This window comes from Kribbella sp. NPDC003505 (genome assembly GCF_040610875.1).
In the GTDB taxonomy this organism is placed as follows: Bacteria; Actinomycetota; Actinomycetes; order Propionibacteriales; family Kribbellaceae; genus Kribbella.
Map to the genome: position 1 here is coordinate 541,300 of NZ_JBEXNA010000006.1, position 16,145 is coordinate 557,444.

Here is a 16,145-nt window from a genome sequence, read left to right on the forward strand (position 1 = left end):
ATCCCCTGCTGTTGGGGGTTCTCCGCGCGCACACCAACCGAGAACCCCCCGCGCGAGGGGATATCCGCTCGCGTGAAAAGGCCGGCTAGCTAGCTGGAGGTAGCCGTCAGGCGGGTGTGCTGTTCTTTTGCCAGGGCGGTGATGAGGGCGGTGTCCGGGGTGAGGCTGGTGCCCAGGGCACCGGATTCGCGGACGGTGAGCTCGACGACCACGGCCCCGACCGCGAGGCTGGCCTCGGCGATCGCGATCGATTGGTCCGTGCTGCCGTCGTACTCGACCCGGGCGTCGGAGAGCGCGTTCGGGATCGTGAACGGGTGGTCGTGAACGTCCTGGCTCCACAGGCCCTGCTGCAAAGTCTTCGCCTTGGCTGCCGAGCCGGTCTTGAACAGCTGAACGGTGTAGCGCTTCTTCTTGTCCGGGCTGAGCCGGCTCGCCCGGTAGCCCTCGACGAAGCTCGCGTTGAGCAGCAGCGCGCGGTCCAGCGCCGGGTCGGCCGACCAGGTGCTCAGGTACGCCGTGGCGGTGAACGGGCGGGGCGCGTTGCGGGCGTCGGCGACGTATCCACGGGGGAGCGCGGCCAGCGAGGCGAGGGCGCTCTTCGCTGTCTTGCCTGCCGATCCGGAGAGCGCGGAATGCTTCGCGGCCGGGGTCTGGGCAGCGCTCGCCGATGCGCTGTCCTCACTCCCGCAGGCGGTCATGCCGAGCAGGGCGGCGATCACGACCACGGCGACGCCTGACGCATTCCGTCTCACGGCACCGATACCAACAGAAGTTGGTGAACTTCAGGCGAACAGCCGCGTGCTAGCAGGAGGTCGCTTCGATGAGCAGCGTCTCGATCCGGGCCCGGGCCGCCTTGGGGTGCATTGGCTCGCAGCCGGCGGTGACGCAGCGGCCGACCACCTGCGGGTCGTCGCGCAACAGCAGCAGGCCGCGCCGGAGCAGGGTCAGCGGCGGTTTGCGGTGCTCGCGGAGGTCCCGCTGGAACCGCCGGACGAACGTGACGACGCGGTGGTGGTAGACGCAGATCGCGGTGGCGAGCAGGTCGCGGTCGCGGAGCGCACCGGTGATCCGGTCGGCGAAGAGGCCTTCGGCAACCAGCAGCGGAGAACCGCCGGTGGTGACCGGCCGGTGACCGACGGTGCCGTCCGCGGCGATGTCGTAGATCGGGAGGTCGGCGGTCCCCGCCGTACACAGCTGCTCCAGGGCCGCGACCGCGCGGTCGCCGTCCCAGGAGCGCGGGTCGTCCCAGTCGACGATGCCGAGCGGCGACCGCGGCATCGCCTCGTCGTCGCCGTCGCGGTAGAAGTCGTCCAGCCGGACGACGGGCAGGCCGACCTGCTCCGCCAGGCGCGACTTCCCCGCGCCGGAAGGCCCCGCCAGCAGTACTACCCGTGAACGCACCGGCATATTGTCTTCCACTTCCTGCAGTAACAGCCAATCCGGTCGGCTCGATAATCCCGGTATGCCGAAGCTGAAACTGGGGGCCGCGTTCTACGGTCTGTTCGCGGTCGGGGGTGTTGGCGCCGCGGTGATGATTCTTCGCGGGGACAGCCGGTTCGCCGGTGCCGACCAGTGGTACCTGATCGCGCGGGCGACCGTGTTCGCGCTGATCGGGGTGATGTTCGGCATCGGAGCGATCACGCGGCGGGGGCTGATGTCCGACGAGGGACCTCGAATCTGCCGCGAAGGCTGGATCGTCGTCATCGCACTGGTCGTCGCCGAGTTCGTGGTGTACGCGGTGGGCCAGGAGTGGGGCACCTTTCCGAGCATCGTGACGGCGCTCATCCCGCCGTGGGTGAAGCGGATGCAGGAGAAGTACTACGAGGGGCGGGCCGAGGCTGAGCGGGAGCTCAATCCAGAAGAGCCAGACGGAGTGCGGCCTCCGACTGCTTGAACCATCGGTTGGTGCGGTCGGTCAGTTCGGCTTCTCCGGTGGTCCAGCGTTGGCGGAACCACGGGTGCCCGGCCTCGGAGCCGCGGCGGACGTAGTCCATGCACCAGACGTGGTTGTCGGCGGCCGCGTCGACCAGCCGGTGGCGGTCGCCGTCCGTGAGGCCGTAGGTGTCGGCGAAGCGGCGCAGGCGGGCCGGCGCGCGCCCCCGTCGTACGTCGTGGATGTCCGCGTCGGGACGCAGCGGCGCCCACAGGCGGACCGCGGTGGCGACGTCCCACAGCGCCGAGCCGGGGCCGGCGAGGTCGAAGTCGATGAGTGCGACCGCGCGCCCGTGACGGAACACGACGTTGTCGAGGTTCGGGTCGTTGTGGCTGATCAGCCCGGTGACGTAGCTCGCCGGCACCGGCTCCGCCCACTCCGGACCGGTCGGCCGGAAGTCCGCGACGGCCTCGTGGTACGCCCGCAGCAGCTCGGCCACGCTGTCGAGCGCCTCGTCCGTCATCGACCAGGAGGGGTACGGCGGTGTCACCGTCTCCCCGGGCAGGTACGAGAGCACCTCCCGCCCCTGCGCGTCGATGCCGAGGAACGCCGGCGCACCCTTGAAGCCGGCGCTCTCCAGGTGCTGCAGCAGCGCGTGCGTCGCCGTACTGCTGGCGCGCAGCGGCCGCCGGACGGTATCCCCGACCCGCACCACCAACCCGCGGTTCGCCGTACCTCCGACCAACTCGACCTCTGGAGCAGGCATCGCGCGTCAGTTTGACGGCTCCAGCAGGGCCTTCGCCAGGGGTGCGTGGGTAACGATCGCGTTCACCAGGCCGCTGCGGACAGCGGCCCGGACCGCGGCCACCTTGGCCAGGCCGTACGGGATCGCGATCACCTCGTCGATCTTGTCCATCTGCTCGGCGTTGATGGCGATCACCCGGTCGGTCACCCGGCTCTGCACCGGTGCGCCGTCCGCGTCCACGAAGACGCCGGAGATGTCCGCCACGACGCCGCGGCGCTGCAACTGCTCACAGGCCTTCTCGTCCATCGCGTCGTACAGCGTCGACTGCCCGGCCGCCCACGACCCGAGCCCGACGACCGCTTTCGACACCGAGTCGAAATGGCTTATCGCCTCCGCGACCTCGGGCTGCTGCCGCAACGCCCGCGCGGTCGCGGCGTCCGGCACCACGAGCGGCGCGTAGAACAGGTACGCCGGTCCGCCCGACAGGCGAGCGGTGTGCCGGACGAGCTCAACCGAGTTCGCCTCGACGTCCGGGCGGGTCAGTGCCCCCGTCAGCTGGACGACGGGCACCGGCGCGAGCGACGTCAGCTGCTCGGTCATCGCGGTCACCGCCCGCGCCCACGCCAGCCCGAGCACGTCCTCGGGCGTCACGATCTCGGTGAGCAGATCGGCCGCCGCCTTGCCCAGCTGGGTACGGAGTGCGGGCTCGTCGACCTCGGGGGTGTCGACGACGATCGCGCGGCGCAGCCCGAGGGTCTCCTGCAGCCGCGCCGACAGGTCGAGATCGATCGCGCCGGGGTGGCTGATCTCGATCCGCACCAGTCCGCTGCTGCGCGCCTGGTCGAGTAATCGCGCGACTTTGAACCGGCTGAGCCGGAACTCGTCCGCGATCTCCACCTTCGACCGCCCGTCGACGTAGTACCGCCGCGCGATCGACGCCGTCAGCACCAGCTGTGCCGGCCCGAACGTCTCCATCAACGCTCCCCAATCCCTCGGCCGCTCATATGAGCACACGTGTCCCCAAGTGTTGCACAGACCCTTGACAGGTCAAGCCCCTTCCCGGTTCACTCATGGTGTGAGCAGAGGCGTGCTCAAATGAGCGGAGGCAGATGTGCTGAGTAGGCGCAAACGCATCGGAGCGGTCGGGGTCGCGGTCCTGGTGAGCGCGGTCAGCGGCTGCGCCGGCTGGGGTGGCGGCGGTGGCGGCGGCGGTGGTAGCGACAGCATCAACGTGCTGATGGTGAACAACCCGCAGATGGTCGATCTGCAGAAGCTCACCGCCGACAACTTCACCAAACAGACCGGCATCAAGGTGAACTTCACCGTGCTGCCGGAGAACGACGTCCGGGACAAGATCAGCCAGGAGTTCTCCAGCCAGGCCGGTCAGTACGACGTGGCGTCGGTCAGCAACTTCGAGATCCCGATCTATGCCAAGAGCAAGTGGATCGCGCCGTTGTCCGACTACATCGGCAAGGATCCGTCGTTCGACCAGGACGACGTCCTGAAGCCGATGACGCAGTCGATGACCGCGGAGGACGGGAAGATCTACGGCGAACCGTTCTACGGCGAGTCGTCGTTCCTCATGTACCGCAAGGACATCCTGGCGGCCAAGGGCGTGACGATGCCGGACAAGCCGACCTGGCAGCAGGTCGCGGACATCGCGGCCAAGGTCGACAACGCGCAGCCGGGGATGCGCGGCATCTGCCTGCGCGGCCAGCCCGGCTGGGGCCAGTTGTTCGCCCCGCTCACCACGGTCGTGAACACCTTCGGCGGCACCTGGTTCACCCAGGACTGGCAGGCCGAGGTCGACGCGCCGGAGTTCACCGAGGCGACCAAGTTCTACGTCGACCTGGTGCGTGCGCACGGCGAGGCCGGCGCGCCGCAGGCCGGCTTCACCGAGTGCCTGAACAACACGATCCAGAGCAACGTCGCGATGTGGTACGACGCGACGTCGGCGGCCGGTTCGCTCGAGGCGCCGAACTCGCCGGTGAAGGGCAAGATGGGCTACGCGCCGGCGCCGGTCGTGAAGACCGACAGCTCCGGCTGGCTGTACGCGTGGGCCTGGGGTGTCCAGGAGGCCTCGAAGAAGAAGGACAACGCCTGGAAGTTCATCTCCTGGGCGTCCGGCAAGGACTACGAGAAGCTCGTCGGCGAGAAGGTTGGCTGGTCCAACGTCCCGGCCGGCAAGCGCGCGTCGACGTACGAGATCCCGGAGTACGTCAAGGAGGCCGCCGCGTTCGCGGAGCCGACCAAGAGCGCGATCGAGAACGCCGACCCGACCGACCCGGGCACCCAGCCGCGGCCGGCGCCGGGGATCCAGTTCGTCGACATCCCGGAGTTCCCGGACCTCGGCACCCAGGTCAGCCAGGACGTGAGCTCGGCGATCGCCGGGCGGATGAGCGTCGACGAGGCACTGAAACGCGGGCAGGAGCTCGCCGACGACGTCGCCGAGCGGTACCGCTCGCGGCAAGCGAAGTGAGGGGTGGGGCCAATGTCCGTCGACGCCAAGCCTGACACCGCGGTGAAGCCCGCGCGCCGCGCCGCGCCGCCCGGCTCCGAGGGCACGATGCTGCGCAAGACCGGCGACTGGGCCCGGCGCGGCCCGTTGCTGCCCGCGCTGGTGTTCATGATCATCGTGACGCAGTTGCCGTTCGTGGTCACGATCGTCGTGTCCTTCATGGACTGGAACGCGTACTACCCCGACGAGCGCGGCTTCGCCGGGATCGACAACTTCCGCCGCGTGCTCACCGACGCCAACACCCGGCACGCGATCTGGGTGACGATCGTGCTCACTGCGGGCGTCGTGCTGATCAGCCTGGTGCTCGGACTGCTGATCGCCCTGCTGCTGGACCGCAGGTTCCGCGGCCGGGGCGCGGTCCGGACGATGATGATCACGCCGTTCCTGGTCGTCCCGGTCGCCGCCGCGCTGCTGTGGAAGCACGCGCTCTACAACCCGACGTACGGCCTGTTCAACGGCGTGCTGAAGTGGTTGTTCGGCGAGAACGCGCCGCAGCCGGACTGGATCAGCAACCAGCCGCTGTGGTCGATCATCTTCGCGCTGGTCTGGCAGTGGACGCCGTTCATGATGCTGATCCTGCTGGCCGGGCTGCAGAGCCGGCCGCTGGACGTGATCGAGGCGGCCGGGATCGACGGCGCGAACCAGTGGGAGATCTTCCGCTACATGACGCTGCCGCACCTGCGGCAGTACCTGGAGCTGTCCGCGCTGCTCGGCTCGATCTACGTCGTGCAGAACTTCGACGCGGTCTTCACGATCACGTCGGGCGGTCTCGGTACGGCGAACCTGCCGTACACGATCTACCAGACGTTCTACACCGCGCACGACTACGGCCGCGCCTCGGCGGCGGGTGTGATCGTGGTGATCGGCACGATCGTGATCGCGACGCTCGCGCTCCGATCGGTGTCCACGCTGTTCCGAGAGGAGACCGGTCGATGAGTGGTGGACAGATCACGATCGTGAAAGGCCATCAGCGCCGTGGCGGCGGCTGGGCCTTGAGCGGGCTCGCGTGGATCGTGGGCATCCTGTTCGTGCTGCCGGTGTTGTGGATGCTGCTGACCTCGTTCCACTCCGAGGAGGACGCGGCGAAGAACCCGCCGGACGTCGCGGCGCCGCTGACCCTGGACGGCTACCGGGCGTTCTTCGACACCGGGCCGTGGCCGTCGATCCTGAACTCGCTGACCGCGAGCATCCTGTCCACGGTGCTGGTCATCCTGCTCGCGTTCCCGGCGGCGTACGCACTGTCGATCCGGCCGGTGAAGAAGTGGACCGACGTGCTGTTCTTCTTCCTGTCCACGAAGATGCTGCCGGTGGTGGCCGGCCTGCTGCCGATCTACCTGTTCGCGCAGTCCGTCCACTTCCTGGACAACATCTGGCTGCTGATCATCCTCTACACGTCGATGAACCTGCCGATCGCGGTCTGGATGCTGCGCAGCTTCCTGTCCGAGGTGCCGGTGGAGATCCTCGAGGCGGCCTCGGTCGACGGCGCGTCGCTGACCCGGACGCTGCGGTCCGTGGTGGCGCCGGTGGTCACGCCGGGGATCGCGTCGGCGGCGCTGATCTGCTTCATCTTCAGCTGGAACGAGCTGCTGTTCGCCCGCGTGCTGACCGGCACGGTGGCGCAGACGGCGCCGGTGTTCTTGACTGGGTTCGTGACCAGCCAAGGATTGTTCCTCGCCAAAGTCTGTGCCGCGTCCATCGTGGTGTCGCTGCCGGTGCTGATCGCCGGGTTCGCCGCCCAGGACAAGCTCGTCCAGGGGCTGTCGCTGGGGGCGGTCAAGTGACCGCACTGGCTGCTGCCTCCCTCGATGCCGTGGGCAACGACGTTCCGGTGCCTTCCTACGACCGTACGGCGGTGACGCCGGGGATCGTGCACTTCGGGGTCGGCGGGTTCCATCGCGCGCACCAGGCGATGTACCTGGATCGGCTGATGACCGAAGGGAAGGCGCTGGACTGGGGAATCGTCGGCGTCGGGGTGCTGCCGAACGACCGGCGGATGGCCGAGGTGATGGCCGCCCAGGACTGTCTCTACACACTGGTCGTCAAGCATCCGGACGGGACCCTCGAGCCTCGGGTGGTCGGGTCGATCGTCGGGTACCTGTTCGCGCCGGACGATCCGGAAGCCGTGCTGGCGCGGATGGTGGATCCGGCGACCCGGATCGTGTCGCTGACGATCACCGAGGGCGGGTACCACGTCAATCAGGTGACCGGAGAACTCGACACCGCGGGGCTGGAGGCCGACCTGGAGCCCGGGGCGACCCCTGGGAGCGCGTTCGGGTTCATCGTCGAGGCGCTGCGCCGGCGCCGGGAGGCCGGCGTACCGCCGTTCACCGTGATGTCGTGCGACAACATCCCCGGCAACGGGCACGTCGCGCGCAAGATGATCGCCGCGTTCGCGCGGTTGAAGGATCCGTCGACCGCGGACTTCCTGGACAACGAGGTGCGGTTCCCGAACTGCATGGTCGACCGGATCACGCCGGTCACCGCCGACGCGGACCGGGAGGCGCTGGCCGAGCGGTTCGGGATCGAGGACGGGTGGCCGGTGGTGTGCGAGCCGTTCACACAATGGGTGCTCGAGGACGACTTCGGCGGCGTGCGGCCGCCGTACGAGGACGTCGGCGTCCAGATCGTCGAGGACGTCGAGCCGTACGAGTTCATGAAGCTGCGACTCCTGAACGCCTCGCATCAGGCGCTGTGCTACCTCGGCTACCTGGACGGCTACCGGTACGCGCACGAGGTGTGCCAGGACAAGCTGTACGTCGACTTCCTGCTCGGCTACATGGACCACGAGGGGACGCCGACGCTGCCGCCGGTGCCCGGGGTCGACCTCGATCGCTACAAGCACCAGCTGATCGAGCGCTTCGCGAACCCTGAGGTGCGCGACACCCTGGCGCGGCTGTGTGCGGAGAGCTCGGACCGGATCCCGAAGTGGCTGCTGCCCGTGGTGCGCGAGCAACTGGCGGCGGGCCGGGAGATCAAGCGGTCGGTGCTCGTCGTCGCGTCCTGGGCCCGGTACGCCGAGGGCGTCGACGAGCAGGGGCGGCCGATCGAGGTCGTCGACCGGCTGCGCGACAAGCTCGTCGACCGGGCGCAGCACAACCGGGAGGATCCGCTGGTGTTCATCGCGGATCCGGACCTGTTCGGCGATCTGGCGTCGGACGAGCGGTTCGTGACGCCGTACAAGGCCGCGCTGCGATCGCTGCACGAGATCGGCGCGCGGGCGACGGTGGAAGCGCTCTAGTCTGTGATCCATGACTGAGCTGAGGCTGGTTGCCGGGGTGGACTGCTCCACCCAGGCCACCAAGGTTCTGGTGTGCGACGCCGAGACCGGAGCGGTCGTCCGCGAGGGACGGGCGCCGCACCCGGACGCCACCCAGGTCGACCCGGCCGAGTGGTGGAAGGCGTGGGAGATCGCGTCCGACGGGCTGCTCGACGGGGTCGAGGCGATCGCGATCGGCGGTCAGCAGCACGGCATGGTGCTGCTCGACGACGCCGGTGAGGTCGTCCACCCGGCCGTCCTGTGGAACGACACCAGCTCCGCCGACGCCACCACGGAACTGATCGCCGAGCTCGGCGGCGCCCAGGCGTGGGCCGAGGCCGTCGGCTCCGTCCCGGTCCCGTCTTTCACCGTCACCAAACTGCGCTGGCTCAGGGACGAAGCCGCCCGCGAGGCCGGCGCGGATGCTGCCGCTGTGCGGCGGGAGGCCGTGCGGCGGGCTGCTGCGGTCGTGCTGCCGCACGACTGGATGACGCACCGGCTGGCGGCGGACCGGTCCGGCATCGACGGGATCACCACGGACCGTGGGGATGCGTCCGGGACCGGGTGGTGGTCGCCGACCACCAACAGTTACCGGACCGACCTGGTCGAGCTCGCCTTCGGCCGCCAGCTGGCTCTGCCGCGCGTGGCGGGCCCGGCGGAGATCGTCGGGCAGACGGCGTTCGGTGCGGCGATCGCGGCCGGTACCGGTGACAACGCCGCGGCCGCGCTCGGCCTCGACCTCCAGCCCGGTGACGTCGCGGTTTCCCTCGGCACCAGCGGTACGGCGTTCGCGCGGTCCGCCCACCCGACCGCGGACCCGACCGGTCTCGTGGCCGGCTTCGCGGACGCCACCGGTGAGTACCTGCCGCTGGTCTGCACGCTCAACGCGGCCCGCGTGATGTCCGCGACCGCCCAGATGCTCGGCCTGGAGCTGCCGGCCTTCGACGAGGCCGCGATCAGCTCGCCGGGCAGCGACGGGCTGGTCCTGCTGCCGTTCCTGGACGGCGAGCGGACGCCGGACCTGCCGCACTCGACCGGCCTGATCTACGGCCTCACCCGGGCGACCATGCAGCCCGCGACGATGGCCCGCGCCGCGGTCGAGGGCCTGCTGTGCGGTCTCGCCGACGCCGTCGACGCGCTCCGCGACCAGGGCCTTCCGGTACGGCGCGTCCTGCTCCTCGGCGGCGGCGCCCGCTCCCGCGCCGTACAGGCTCTCGCCCCGGCCCTGCTCGGTGCGGAGGTCGTCCTCCCGGAGCCGGCCGAGTACGTCGCCCTCGGCGCTGCCCGTCAGGCGGCCTGGGCCCTGTCCGGCGCGGCCACCCCGCCCACCTGGCAGGTGCCGGTCGGCAAACCCGAGCCCGCGCTCACCGTCGACGCGCCCGCGATCCGGGCCAACTACGCCCAGGTCCTCGGCAACACGCGCCCGCTCCTCTCACAGCCCTACAACCAGTAGGTGAGCCAATCCGGTGTGCGGACCGAAATCGCCGGATACCGCCGGATTTGTTCCGGAAAGCTCAGGAGGCCGCGTCGATCAGGGAGTCGGCGGCGGTGGTCCGGGCGTACATGACCGTACGCCCGGTGCGGTGGCGGGTGACCAGGCCTGCGCTTCGTAGGGTGCTGAGGTGCTGGGAGACGCCGCCGGGGGTGAGGCCGGTGCGGGTGGCCAGCTCGGTGGTCGAGCGGGGCGTGTCGAGGTGGTTGAGCAGGTCGGCCCGGGACTTTCCGATGACAGCTGCCAGGCCGACGGGGGTGGGGCGTGCGGACTCGTCCCAGACGGTGGCGGTGTGCCGCGGGCCGGGTAGGTGAGGGTGGGCTGCCAGGGCGGGATCGTGCTGGAGTAGACGGTCGGCCAGACGAACGCCGACGGGGTGAGCAGGAGCCCTTCGCCGGACAGGGTGCGCTCGCCGTGGAAGCGTCGGTGACGGATCGAGAGGGCGCCGTCGCGCCACCGCACCCCGTCGGCGAGATCCTCGAAGAGACCGGCCGGGCCGGCCTGACTGAGGCGGCGTCCGCGGTACAGCAGGTCGCTGTCGAGCAGCGCGCGGATCCGGCCCCAGTACGGCGCGATCGCGAGCTCCCAGTAGGCCGCGACCTGATCCGCCAGGCGAGCGATGCCGTCGACCGGATCGGCGTACAGCTCGTCCACTCCGGCCGACGGCAGCTCGCCCGGGCGTGGCCGGCGGAGCCGACGCGGCAGCTGTGCCTCGGCCAGGGAACCGAGTGGACGGCGGCGCGCGTACGCGAGCACATCGAGGTCGGCGCGGACCTGGTCGGGCGAGACCCGCCGCAGCGTGCCGAGGTCGGCCTCGAGATCCGGCAGCGGACTGTTCGGCGGCGGTGTGAGGAAGTCGGCGAGGTACCAGACCGACGGATCGACCAGGTCGAACAGCAGGTCGAGCTCGATCCCCGCCAGCCGCTCCCTCGTGGTGCGTGCCCAGCGGCTGTGGAACGGGTGCGGTCGCGGCGACTTGAGCAGCCGGACGCTGGCCACCACCTCGCAGAGCGGGGACATCGCGAGCCTCGTCCGCGCCAGGTCGGCCACGGTGAAGGTGATCGTCAGCATTCAGCTCAGCCTAAATCATTTCAGGTACGGCGTCCCGCGGCCGGACGCTGGGCCGCATGAACACCTCACGACTGAAGATCGGCGAGCTCGACGTCCACCGGATGGGCTTCGGGGCGATGCGCCTGACCGGGTACCGGCAGGCGGACGACCGGGCCGACGCGATCCGGGTCGCACGCCGCGCCGTCGAGCTCGGCGTCGACTTCATCGACACCGCCGACGCGTACGGCATCGGCGCCAACGAGGAGCTGCTCGCCGAGGCCCTGCATCCCTACGATGGCGTGCTGATCGCCACGAAGGTCGGGCACACCCGCCCGTCACCCGGCGAGTGGACGCCGTGCGGACGGCCGGAGTACCTGCGCCAGGCCGCCGAGTTGTGCCTGCGACGCTTGCGGATCGAGCGGATCGATCTGCTGCAGCTGCACCGGGTCGACCCGGCCGTACCGTTCGCGGAGCAGCTCGGCGCGCTGGCGCAGCTCGTTGCCGAGGGCAAGGTGCGGCACATCGGGCTGTCCGAGGTGTCGGTGCCGCAGCTCCGCGAGGCGCGGCAGTACGTCGACGTGGTCAGCGTGCAGAACCGGTACAACCTCACCGACCGCCGGCACGAGGACGTGCTCGACCACTGCACGACCGAGGGAATCGCGTTCGTACCGTGGATCCCGATCGCGCACGGTGAGCACGCTGCCTCGCAGCTCCTCGGGATGATCGCCGCCGAGGCCGGTGCAACCGCCGCGCAACTGTCGCTAGCCTGGCTGCTGCACCGGTCGCCGGTGGTGGTGCCGATCCCCGGAACCAGCTCGATCCGGCATCTCGAGGAGAACGTTGCGGCGGCCGGACTCGAACTGACCCCGGACCAGCTCGCCCGCCTCGCTGCGTTGAGCCCGCTTCCGTGAATCTGCCCTCTACAGTGGATGGATGGTGTACTTCGGTGCGGTGCTCGGGCTGATCGGGCTGCTGACGTTGCTGGTCCGCGACGACGACGTCGTCGGGCTGCCCGCTGTCGCGGTCGGGATCGGGTTGCTCGTCATCGGCGCCGTGGTCGGTGTGCTGGGCGTGCTGCGCCGGCGCGCGGTCCGGCGGCGGAAGATCGCGAACGGCGAGCCGGTCCCGGTCGGCACCGTGTTCGACCGGGCGAAGGCGCTGCCGCGGCTGCTCCGGGACGTCCGCCGGGGGACGTACGCCGATCTGCCGAAGAGCCGCACGTTCCTGTGGGTGCTCGCGCTCGTGTACCTGGTGTCGCCCATCGACATCCTGCCGGACCTCCTGCCGATCATTGGCGTCACCGACGACGCGGGCGTTGCGGTCTGGCTGCTCACCAGCGTGTCGACCGCAGCGGGCCTGTATCTGCGCAAGGAGCGCGAGCAACTCCCGCACCGGTCGCCGAGCGGCCGCCGGTCTACGGGCGGCGCCTGACCCAGTCGGCCACGTCCCCGGCGGCTTCCTCCGGGTGCTCGTAGGCGAAGCGTTGCAGCGGATCCGCGGGCGGCTCGCACGAGTCGAGCCGGTCCGCGGCGGCGACCAGCTGCCGAGCGGCCGCGAGGACCCGCGCCGCCTGGGCCGCCGCCTCGACCGGATCGTCCAGCCCGACCGCCGCGGCCGCCAGGTCCGCGACCTCGCAGGCCTGGTACGCCATGGCCAGCTGCGCCCGATTCATCCGAATGCCCGGACGAAGAACAGGCCGGTCATCAGGACCGCCGTACCGAGGACCAGCCCGCGGAGCATCGACGGCGGCAGCCGGCGGACGACATGCGCTCCGCCGTACCCGCCGAGCACCGCACCCGCCAGCAGGGCGACCAGATGCAGCGGCTGCGCGAGTACGTCGGCCGCGAACACGAAGATCACCGCCGCGGTCAGGTAGACCGCCGCGACCTGGATGACCCGCAGCGGGTTGCCACGAGCCGGGTCGAGCGACGTCGTCGCGGTCCAGAACGCGAGCATCATCAGGCCGACCGCGCCGCCGAAGTACCCGCCGTAGATCGCCAGCAGGAACTGACCGGCCAGGATCGCGGCCGGGCCGGGTCGCCCGAGTCGCAGCGCGGCCGTCAGTCGCTTGCCGAACGCGAGAACGACCGTCGCGAACGCCAGCAGCCAGGGGACCGCCGCGTCGAAGGAGGCCGACGGCAGCAACAGCAGCAAGCCCGCTCCGATCGCCCCGCCGGCGACGCTGGCGAGGGTGAGCCGGGCAGGCGACGGCTGGGCGAGTCCCTCGATCTCTCGCCGATAGACCCAGGCGCTGGTCGCGTTCCCGGGCAGCAGGGCGACGGTCGTGGTCGCGTTCGCGGTGACCGGCGGCATGCCGCCGGCCACCAGGGCAGCCAGTGCCACGAAGCTCCCGCCGCCGCCGACGGCATTGAGCGCACCGGCCGCGACACCGGCCAGGAGGATCAGCAGCACCCTTCGAGGATCCGGGCTCGGCGCGCACTCCACAATGCGCGATCCCCGTAGCCAGCCTTAGGCTGAGACGTAGGCTGGTGCCATGCGGTACGACCTGGACGATCTCCGGCTATTCACCCATGTCGCGGCGGAAGGCTCGATCACCGGCGGCGCGCGCCTGATGCACCTCAGTCTGCCTTCGGCCAGTGCACGGGTCAGAGCGCTTGAAGCGCAGGCCGGCGTACCGCTGCTGGTGCGCGAGCGACGCGGCGTCCGGCTGACGCCCGCCGGCGCCACGCTGGCCCGGCACGCCCGCGAGGTGCTCGCCGAGACCGTCCGGCTGGACAGCGCGGTCGCGTCGTACGCCGGGTCGCGCGCGGCACCGATCCGCCTGGTCGCGGGCGGGTCCGCGATGCACCAGCTGGTTCCGCTCGCACTGGCCACGTTCCTCCGCGACCATCCGGAGTACGACGTGAACGTGAGCGAGCGCCGGACGATCCGCAGCGTCCGGCTGCTCGCGGCCGGTGAGGCGGATCTCGGCGTGATCCTCGACGACGAGCCGACCCAGCTCCGGACCGAACCGCTGGCCGACGACTCGCTGGTGGTGATCGGGCAGGCCGGCGGCATCCTCGCCGGCCGGGCCTCGATCGCGTACGCCGAGGTGGCCGAGCATCCACTCGTCGGTCTCGACCGGCACTCGCCGCTCAGCCAGTGGATGGACGACCGCCTCGGCCCGCACGCGCCGGCCCCGCGCTACCGCACGCTGGTGCCGACCCTGCACGCCTTGATCACGCTCGCCACCGCCGGCGCCGGGCTCGCCGTCGTGCCGCGCCGAGCCGTGAACCCCACGGCCGCCGCCGAGATCTGTCCGCTCCAGGATTCCTGGTCACGCCGGGCCCATCTGCTGTGCTACGCGGCCGACGCACCGGAAGCCACCCACCTGCTCGCGTCCCACCTGCACGCGGCGGCGGACGGCTAGCGCGACGCCATGCCTTCGACGAGGTAGTCCAGGCCGAGCTCGAACACCTCGGACGCGGTCAGGTGCCGGGCGCCGCGGACCGACTCGCCCAGCCGCGGATAGTGGCCGGTGGCAAGCATTCGCTGGAGGTACGGCCCGAACGTGTGCTGCCACTGCTCTTTGTCCAGCCCGCTCGCCCGCTCGGCGCGGCGCTCCGCGACTTCCTTGCGGACGGCGCCGACCAGGTAGACGCTCAGCGTCTCCATCGCGCCGGCCCTCGCGTCGAGGTCGTCCAGGCCGGATGCGTGCAGCGCGGCGTGGCAAGCCTCGGCGTGGGCCAGCGTCGCGGGTCCGAGCTGCGGCCGGCCGCCGTGCAGGTCCGCGAACCACTCGTGCCGCAGGGCGGCGTCGCGGATCCCGTGCGCGATCGAGCGCAGGACGTCGCCCGCTGTCGATCCGGTGGGCGCGGGGATCTCGGCGTACACCGCGTCGGCCATCAGTGCGAGCAGCTCGTCCTTGGTGTCGACGTACCGGTACAGGCGCATCGGGCCCGCGTCGAGCGCGGCGGCGACCTTCCGGAGCGACACGGCGTCCAAACCGTCCGCGTCCGCGAGCGTGATCGCGGCACGGACGATCCGCTCCCGGCTGAGCGGGCTGGGGGCCTGTCGCTCGGGAGGCTCCGGCCGTTCCCAGATCACGGATTCGTTCGGCACCCGATGAACGATACACTGCCTCTGTCGATACAGTGTATCGACTCCTACGGTGTATCGAGAGGAGAAGCATGATCGCGATCATCGGCGGGGGTCCTGGTGGACTCACGCTCGCCCGGGTGCTGCACGTCCACGGCATCGCGGCGGTGGTGTACGAGCGGGACGCGTCGCGCGACGCCCGCGACCAGGGCAGCATGCTCGACCTGCACACCGACACCGGCCAGGCGGCCCTGCGCGCGGCCGGTTTGGAGCAGGAGTTCCTGCGCCACGCCCGCCGCGAGGGGCAGGACCTGCGCATGTTCGACTTCACGGGCGCCTTGCTGCTCCAGGAGGACACCCCCGACGACGCGCCGATGGCGCGGCCGGAGATCGACCGCGCCGACCTGCGGGAGCTGCTGCTGCGATCGCTGCCGACCGGCACCGTCCGCTGGGGGAGCGCGTTCCAGTACGCCGACGGCCACACCCTGCACTTCGCCGACGGCAGCACGGCGACCTGCGACCTGCTCGTCGGCGCCGACGGCGCCAACTCGCGGTCCGCCCGCTGCTGACCGACGTCCGGCCCGAGCACACCGGCAGCATCTCGATCCTGAGCGCGATCCATGACGCCGACCGCACCCAGCCCGAGCTGGCGGCCATGGTCGGCCGCGGCAACTTCTGGGCCTTCGGGCCGGATCGCCGGCTGGCCGCGCAGCGCAACGGGAACGGCACCATCACGGTCGGGGTCTCGCTGCAGGGAGCGCCCGACTACGATCCGCCCGCGGTCGGCGAGCTGCTCGACGGTTGGGCGCCGGAGTTCCAGCGACTGCTCGCTGCGTGCGACGAGCCGTTCGTGGTGCGTCCGCTGTTCGTCCTGCCGATCGGCCTGACGTGGCCGCGCCGGCCAGGCGTCACGCTCCTCGGTGACGCCGCCCATCTGATGCCGCCGGTCGGCGAGGGGGCGAATCACGCCATGCTCGACGGCGCCGAACTCGCCCGGGCCATCGCGGCCCACCCGGGTGACATGGAGGCGGCGCTCGACGAGTACGAGCCGGCCATGTTCGCTCGCGCCGCCGAGACCGCGCGCCGCTCGGCGGCAGCCGCCGAACTGCTGACCGGCCCGGACGCCGGCGAGAAGGTACTGCGGTTCTTCACGCCCGAGCCCGCCGACTAGCC

Annotated in this window: 19 protein-coding genes and 1 pseudogene; 11 read left to right on the forward strand and 9 right to left on the reverse strand. The window is 70.8% G+C overall.

Annotated features, from left to right (window positions below; genetic code table 11):
* Positions 1–89: 89 nt before the first annotated feature.
* Positions 90–752, reverse strand: a complete 663-nt coding sequence (locus ABZX12_RS23740) for a hypothetical protein (protein WP_355696332.1) — start codon at positions 750–752, stop codon at positions 90–92.
* Between the two features lie 49 nt (positions 753–801).
* Positions 802–1,401, reverse strand: a complete 600-nt coding sequence (locus ABZX12_RS23745) for an ATP-binding protein (RefSeq protein ID WP_355696333.1) — start codon at positions 1,399–1,401, stop codon at positions 802–804.
* Positions 1,402–1,462: 61 nt separating this feature from the next.
* On the opposite strand from ABZX12_RS23745, the gene ABZX12_RS23750 reads away from it, so the two are divergent.
* Positions 1,463–1,894 carry a hypothetical protein gene (locus ABZX12_RS23750; RefSeq protein ID WP_355696335.1) on the forward strand — a complete coding sequence of 144 codons (432 nt, stop codon included), beginning with the start codon at positions 1,463–1,465 and terminating at the stop codon, positions 1,892–1,894.
* Here ABZX12_RS23750 and ABZX12_RS23755 read toward each other — a convergent pair.
* On the reverse strand, positions 1,851–2,639 hold the full coding sequence (locus ABZX12_RS23755; RefSeq protein ID WP_355696337.1) for a phosphotransferase: 789 nt from the start codon (positions 2,637–2,639) through the stop codon (positions 1,851–1,853). The two genes, ABZX12_RS23750 and ABZX12_RS23755, sit on opposite strands and share 44 nt — an antisense overlap.
* Positions 2,640–2,645: 6 nt before the next feature.
* Positions 2,646–3,593: a sugar-binding domain-containing protein gene (locus ABZX12_RS23760; RefSeq protein ID WP_355696338.1), complete on the reverse strand. Its 948-nt coding sequence runs from the start codon at positions 3,591–3,593 to the stop codon at positions 2,646–2,648.
* 136 nt (positions 3,594–3,729) lie between these two features.
* On the opposite strand from ABZX12_RS23760, the gene ABZX12_RS23765 reads away from it, so the two are divergent.
* The 5 genes from ABZX12_RS23765 to xylB are packed head-to-tail and all read left to right on the forward strand — an operon-like array spanning position 3,730 to position 9,845.
* On the forward strand, positions 3,730–5,097 hold the full coding sequence (locus ABZX12_RS23765) for a sugar ABC transporter substrate-binding protein (RefSeq protein ID WP_355696340.1): 1,368 nt from the start codon (positions 3,730–3,732) through the stop codon (positions 5,095–5,097).
* A gap of 12 nt (positions 5,098–5,109) precedes the next feature.
* A complete protein-coding gene (locus tag ABZX12_RS23770) occupies positions 5,110–6,072 on the forward strand; it encodes a sugar ABC transporter permease (RefSeq protein ID WP_355696342.1) in 963 nt (320 codons plus the stop codon).
* Positions 6,069–6,917 carry a carbohydrate ABC transporter permease gene (locus ABZX12_RS23775; protein ID WP_355696343.1) on the forward strand — a complete coding sequence of 283 codons (849 nt, stop codon included), beginning with the start codon at positions 6,069–6,071 and terminating at the stop codon, positions 6,915–6,917. Before ABZX12_RS23770 ends, ABZX12_RS23775 begins: the two co-directional genes overlap by 4 nt.
* A gap of 47 nt (positions 6,918–6,964) precedes the next feature.
* Positions 6,965–8,374: a mannitol dehydrogenase family protein gene (locus ABZX12_RS23780; protein ID WP_355696345.1), complete on the forward strand. Its 1,410-nt coding sequence runs from the start codon at positions 6,965–6,967 to the stop codon at positions 8,372–8,374.
* 10 nt (positions 8,375–8,384) lie between these two features.
* Positions 8,385–9,845: a xylulokinase gene (xylB, locus tag ABZX12_RS23785; RefSeq protein WP_355696347.1), complete on the forward strand. Its 1,461-nt coding sequence runs from the start codon at positions 8,385–8,387 to the stop codon at positions 9,843–9,845.
* A gap of 61 nt (positions 9,846–9,906) precedes the next feature.
* Here xylB and ABZX12_RS23790 read toward each other — a convergent pair whose 3' ends face one another.
* Positions 9,907–10,245, reverse strand: coding sequence for a winged helix-turn-helix domain-containing protein (locus tag ABZX12_RS23790; RefSeq protein WP_355696404.1), 339 nt, complete (start codon positions 10,243–10,245; stop codon positions 9,907–9,909).
* Positions 10,194–10,955, reverse strand: a pseudogene (locus tag ABZX12_RS23795) (DUF5937 family protein); the annotation flags it as partial. The pseudogene ABZX12_RS23795 and the gene ABZX12_RS23790, both read right to left, overlap by 52 nt.
* Before the next feature lie 56 nt (positions 10,956–11,011).
* On the opposite strand from ABZX12_RS23795, the gene ABZX12_RS23800 reads away from it, so the two are divergent.
* Positions 11,012–11,845 carry an aldo/keto reductase gene (locus tag ABZX12_RS23800; protein WP_355696348.1) on the forward strand — a complete coding sequence of 278 codons (834 nt, stop codon included), beginning with the start codon at positions 11,012–11,014 and terminating at the stop codon, positions 11,843–11,845.
* A 22-nt stretch (positions 11,846–11,867) separates the two neighbouring features.
* The gene (locus ABZX12_RS23805; protein ID WP_355696350.1) at positions 11,868–12,365 is read left to right on the forward strand and encodes a DUF1232 domain-containing protein; all 498 of its coding nucleotides are present in this window, start codon (positions 11,868–11,870) and stop codon (positions 12,363–12,365) included.
* Here ABZX12_RS23805 and ABZX12_RS23810 read toward each other — a convergent pair.
* Positions 12,349–12,606 carry a hypothetical protein gene (locus ABZX12_RS23810; protein WP_355696352.1) on the reverse strand — a complete coding sequence of 86 codons (258 nt, stop codon included), beginning with the start codon at positions 12,604–12,606 and terminating at the stop codon, positions 12,349–12,351. The two genes, ABZX12_RS23805 and ABZX12_RS23810, sit on opposite strands and share 17 nt — an antisense overlap.
* A complete protein-coding gene (locus tag ABZX12_RS23815; RefSeq protein WP_355696354.1) occupies positions 12,603–13,346 on the reverse strand; it encodes a sulfite exporter TauE/SafE family protein in 744 nt (247 codons plus the stop codon). The genes ABZX12_RS23810 and ABZX12_RS23815 overlap by 4 nt, the downstream gene beginning before the upstream one ends.
* Positions 13,347–13,428: 82 nt before the next feature.
* On the opposite strand from ABZX12_RS23815, the gene ABZX12_RS23820 reads away from it, so the two are divergent.
* A complete protein-coding gene (locus tag ABZX12_RS23820) occupies positions 13,429–14,304 on the forward strand; it encodes a LysR family transcriptional regulator (RefSeq protein ID WP_355696356.1) in 876 nt (291 codons plus the stop codon).
* Here the strand turns inward: ABZX12_RS23820 and ABZX12_RS23825 are convergent.
* Positions 14,301–14,996 carry a TetR/AcrR family transcriptional regulator C-terminal domain-containing protein gene (locus ABZX12_RS23825; protein ID WP_355696358.1) on the reverse strand — a complete coding sequence of 232 codons (696 nt, stop codon included), beginning with the start codon at positions 14,994–14,996 and terminating at the stop codon, positions 14,301–14,303. The two genes, ABZX12_RS23820 and ABZX12_RS23825, sit on opposite strands and share 4 nt — an antisense overlap.
* 68 nt (positions 14,997–15,064) lie before the next feature.
* Between ABZX12_RS23825 and ABZX12_RS23830 the strand changes: the two genes are divergently transcribed.
* Positions 15,065–15,541, forward strand: a complete 477-nt coding sequence (locus tag ABZX12_RS23830) for an FAD-dependent monooxygenase (RefSeq protein ID WP_355696360.1) — start codon at positions 15,065–15,067, stop codon at positions 15,539–15,541.
* 86 nt (positions 15,542–15,627) lie between these two features.
* Positions 15,628–16,143, forward strand: coding sequence for an FAD-dependent monooxygenase (locus ABZX12_RS23835; protein ID WP_355696362.1), 516 nt, complete (start codon positions 15,628–15,630; stop codon positions 16,141–16,143).
* Positions 16,144–16,145: the final 2 nt, after the last annotated feature.

What these genes read in the sequence shown, in the direction of transcription:
- ABZX12_RS23750 (WP_355696335.1), top strand. Translation starts at nt 1,463, where the DNA reads ATGCCGAAGCTGAAACTGGGGGCCGCGTTCTACGGTCTGTTCGCGGTC.
- ABZX12_RS23755 (WP_355696337.1), bottom strand. Translation starts at nt 2,639, where the DNA reads ATGCCTGCTCCAGAGGTCGAGTTGGTCGGAGGTACGGCGAACCGCGGG.
- ABZX12_RS23760 (WP_355696338.1), bottom strand. Translation starts at nt 3,593, where the DNA reads ATGGAGACGTTCGGGCCGGCACAGCTGGTGCTGACGGCGTCGATCGCG.
- ABZX12_RS23770 (WP_355696342.1), top strand. Translation starts at nt 5,110, where the DNA reads ATGTCCGTCGACGCCAAGCCTGACACCGCGGTGAAGCCCGCGCGCCGC.
- ABZX12_RS23775 (WP_355696343.1), top strand. Translation starts at nt 6,069, where the DNA reads ATGAGTGGTGGACAGATCACGATCGTGAAAGGCCATCAGCGCCGTGGC.
- xylB (WP_355696347.1), top strand. Translation starts at nt 8,385, where the DNA reads ATGACTGAGCTGAGGCTGGTTGCCGGGGTGGACTGCTCCACCCAGGCC.
- ABZX12_RS23800 (WP_355696348.1), top strand. Translation starts at nt 11,012, where the DNA reads ATGAACACCTCACGACTGAAGATCGGCGAGCTCGACGTCCACCGGATG.
- ABZX12_RS23805 (WP_355696350.1), top strand. Translation starts at nt 11,868, where the DNA reads ATGGTGTACTTCGGTGCGGTGCTCGGGCTGATCGGGCTGCTGACGTTG.
- ABZX12_RS23810 (WP_355696352.1), bottom strand. Translation starts at nt 12,606, where the DNA reads ATGAATCGGGCGCAGCTGGCCATGGCGTACCAGGCCTGCGAGGTCGCG.
- ABZX12_RS23820 (WP_355696356.1), top strand. Translation starts at nt 13,429, where the DNA reads ATGCGGTACGACCTGGACGATCTCCGGCTATTCACCCATGTCGCGGCG.
- ABZX12_RS23830 (WP_355696360.1), top strand. Translation starts at nt 15,065, where the DNA reads ATGATCGCGATCATCGGCGGGGGTCCTGGTGGACTCACGCTCGCCCGG.
- ABZX12_RS23835 (WP_355696362.1), top strand. Translation starts at nt 15,628, where the DNA reads ATGGTCGGCCGCGGCAACTTCTGGGCCTTCGGGCCGGATCGCCGGCTG.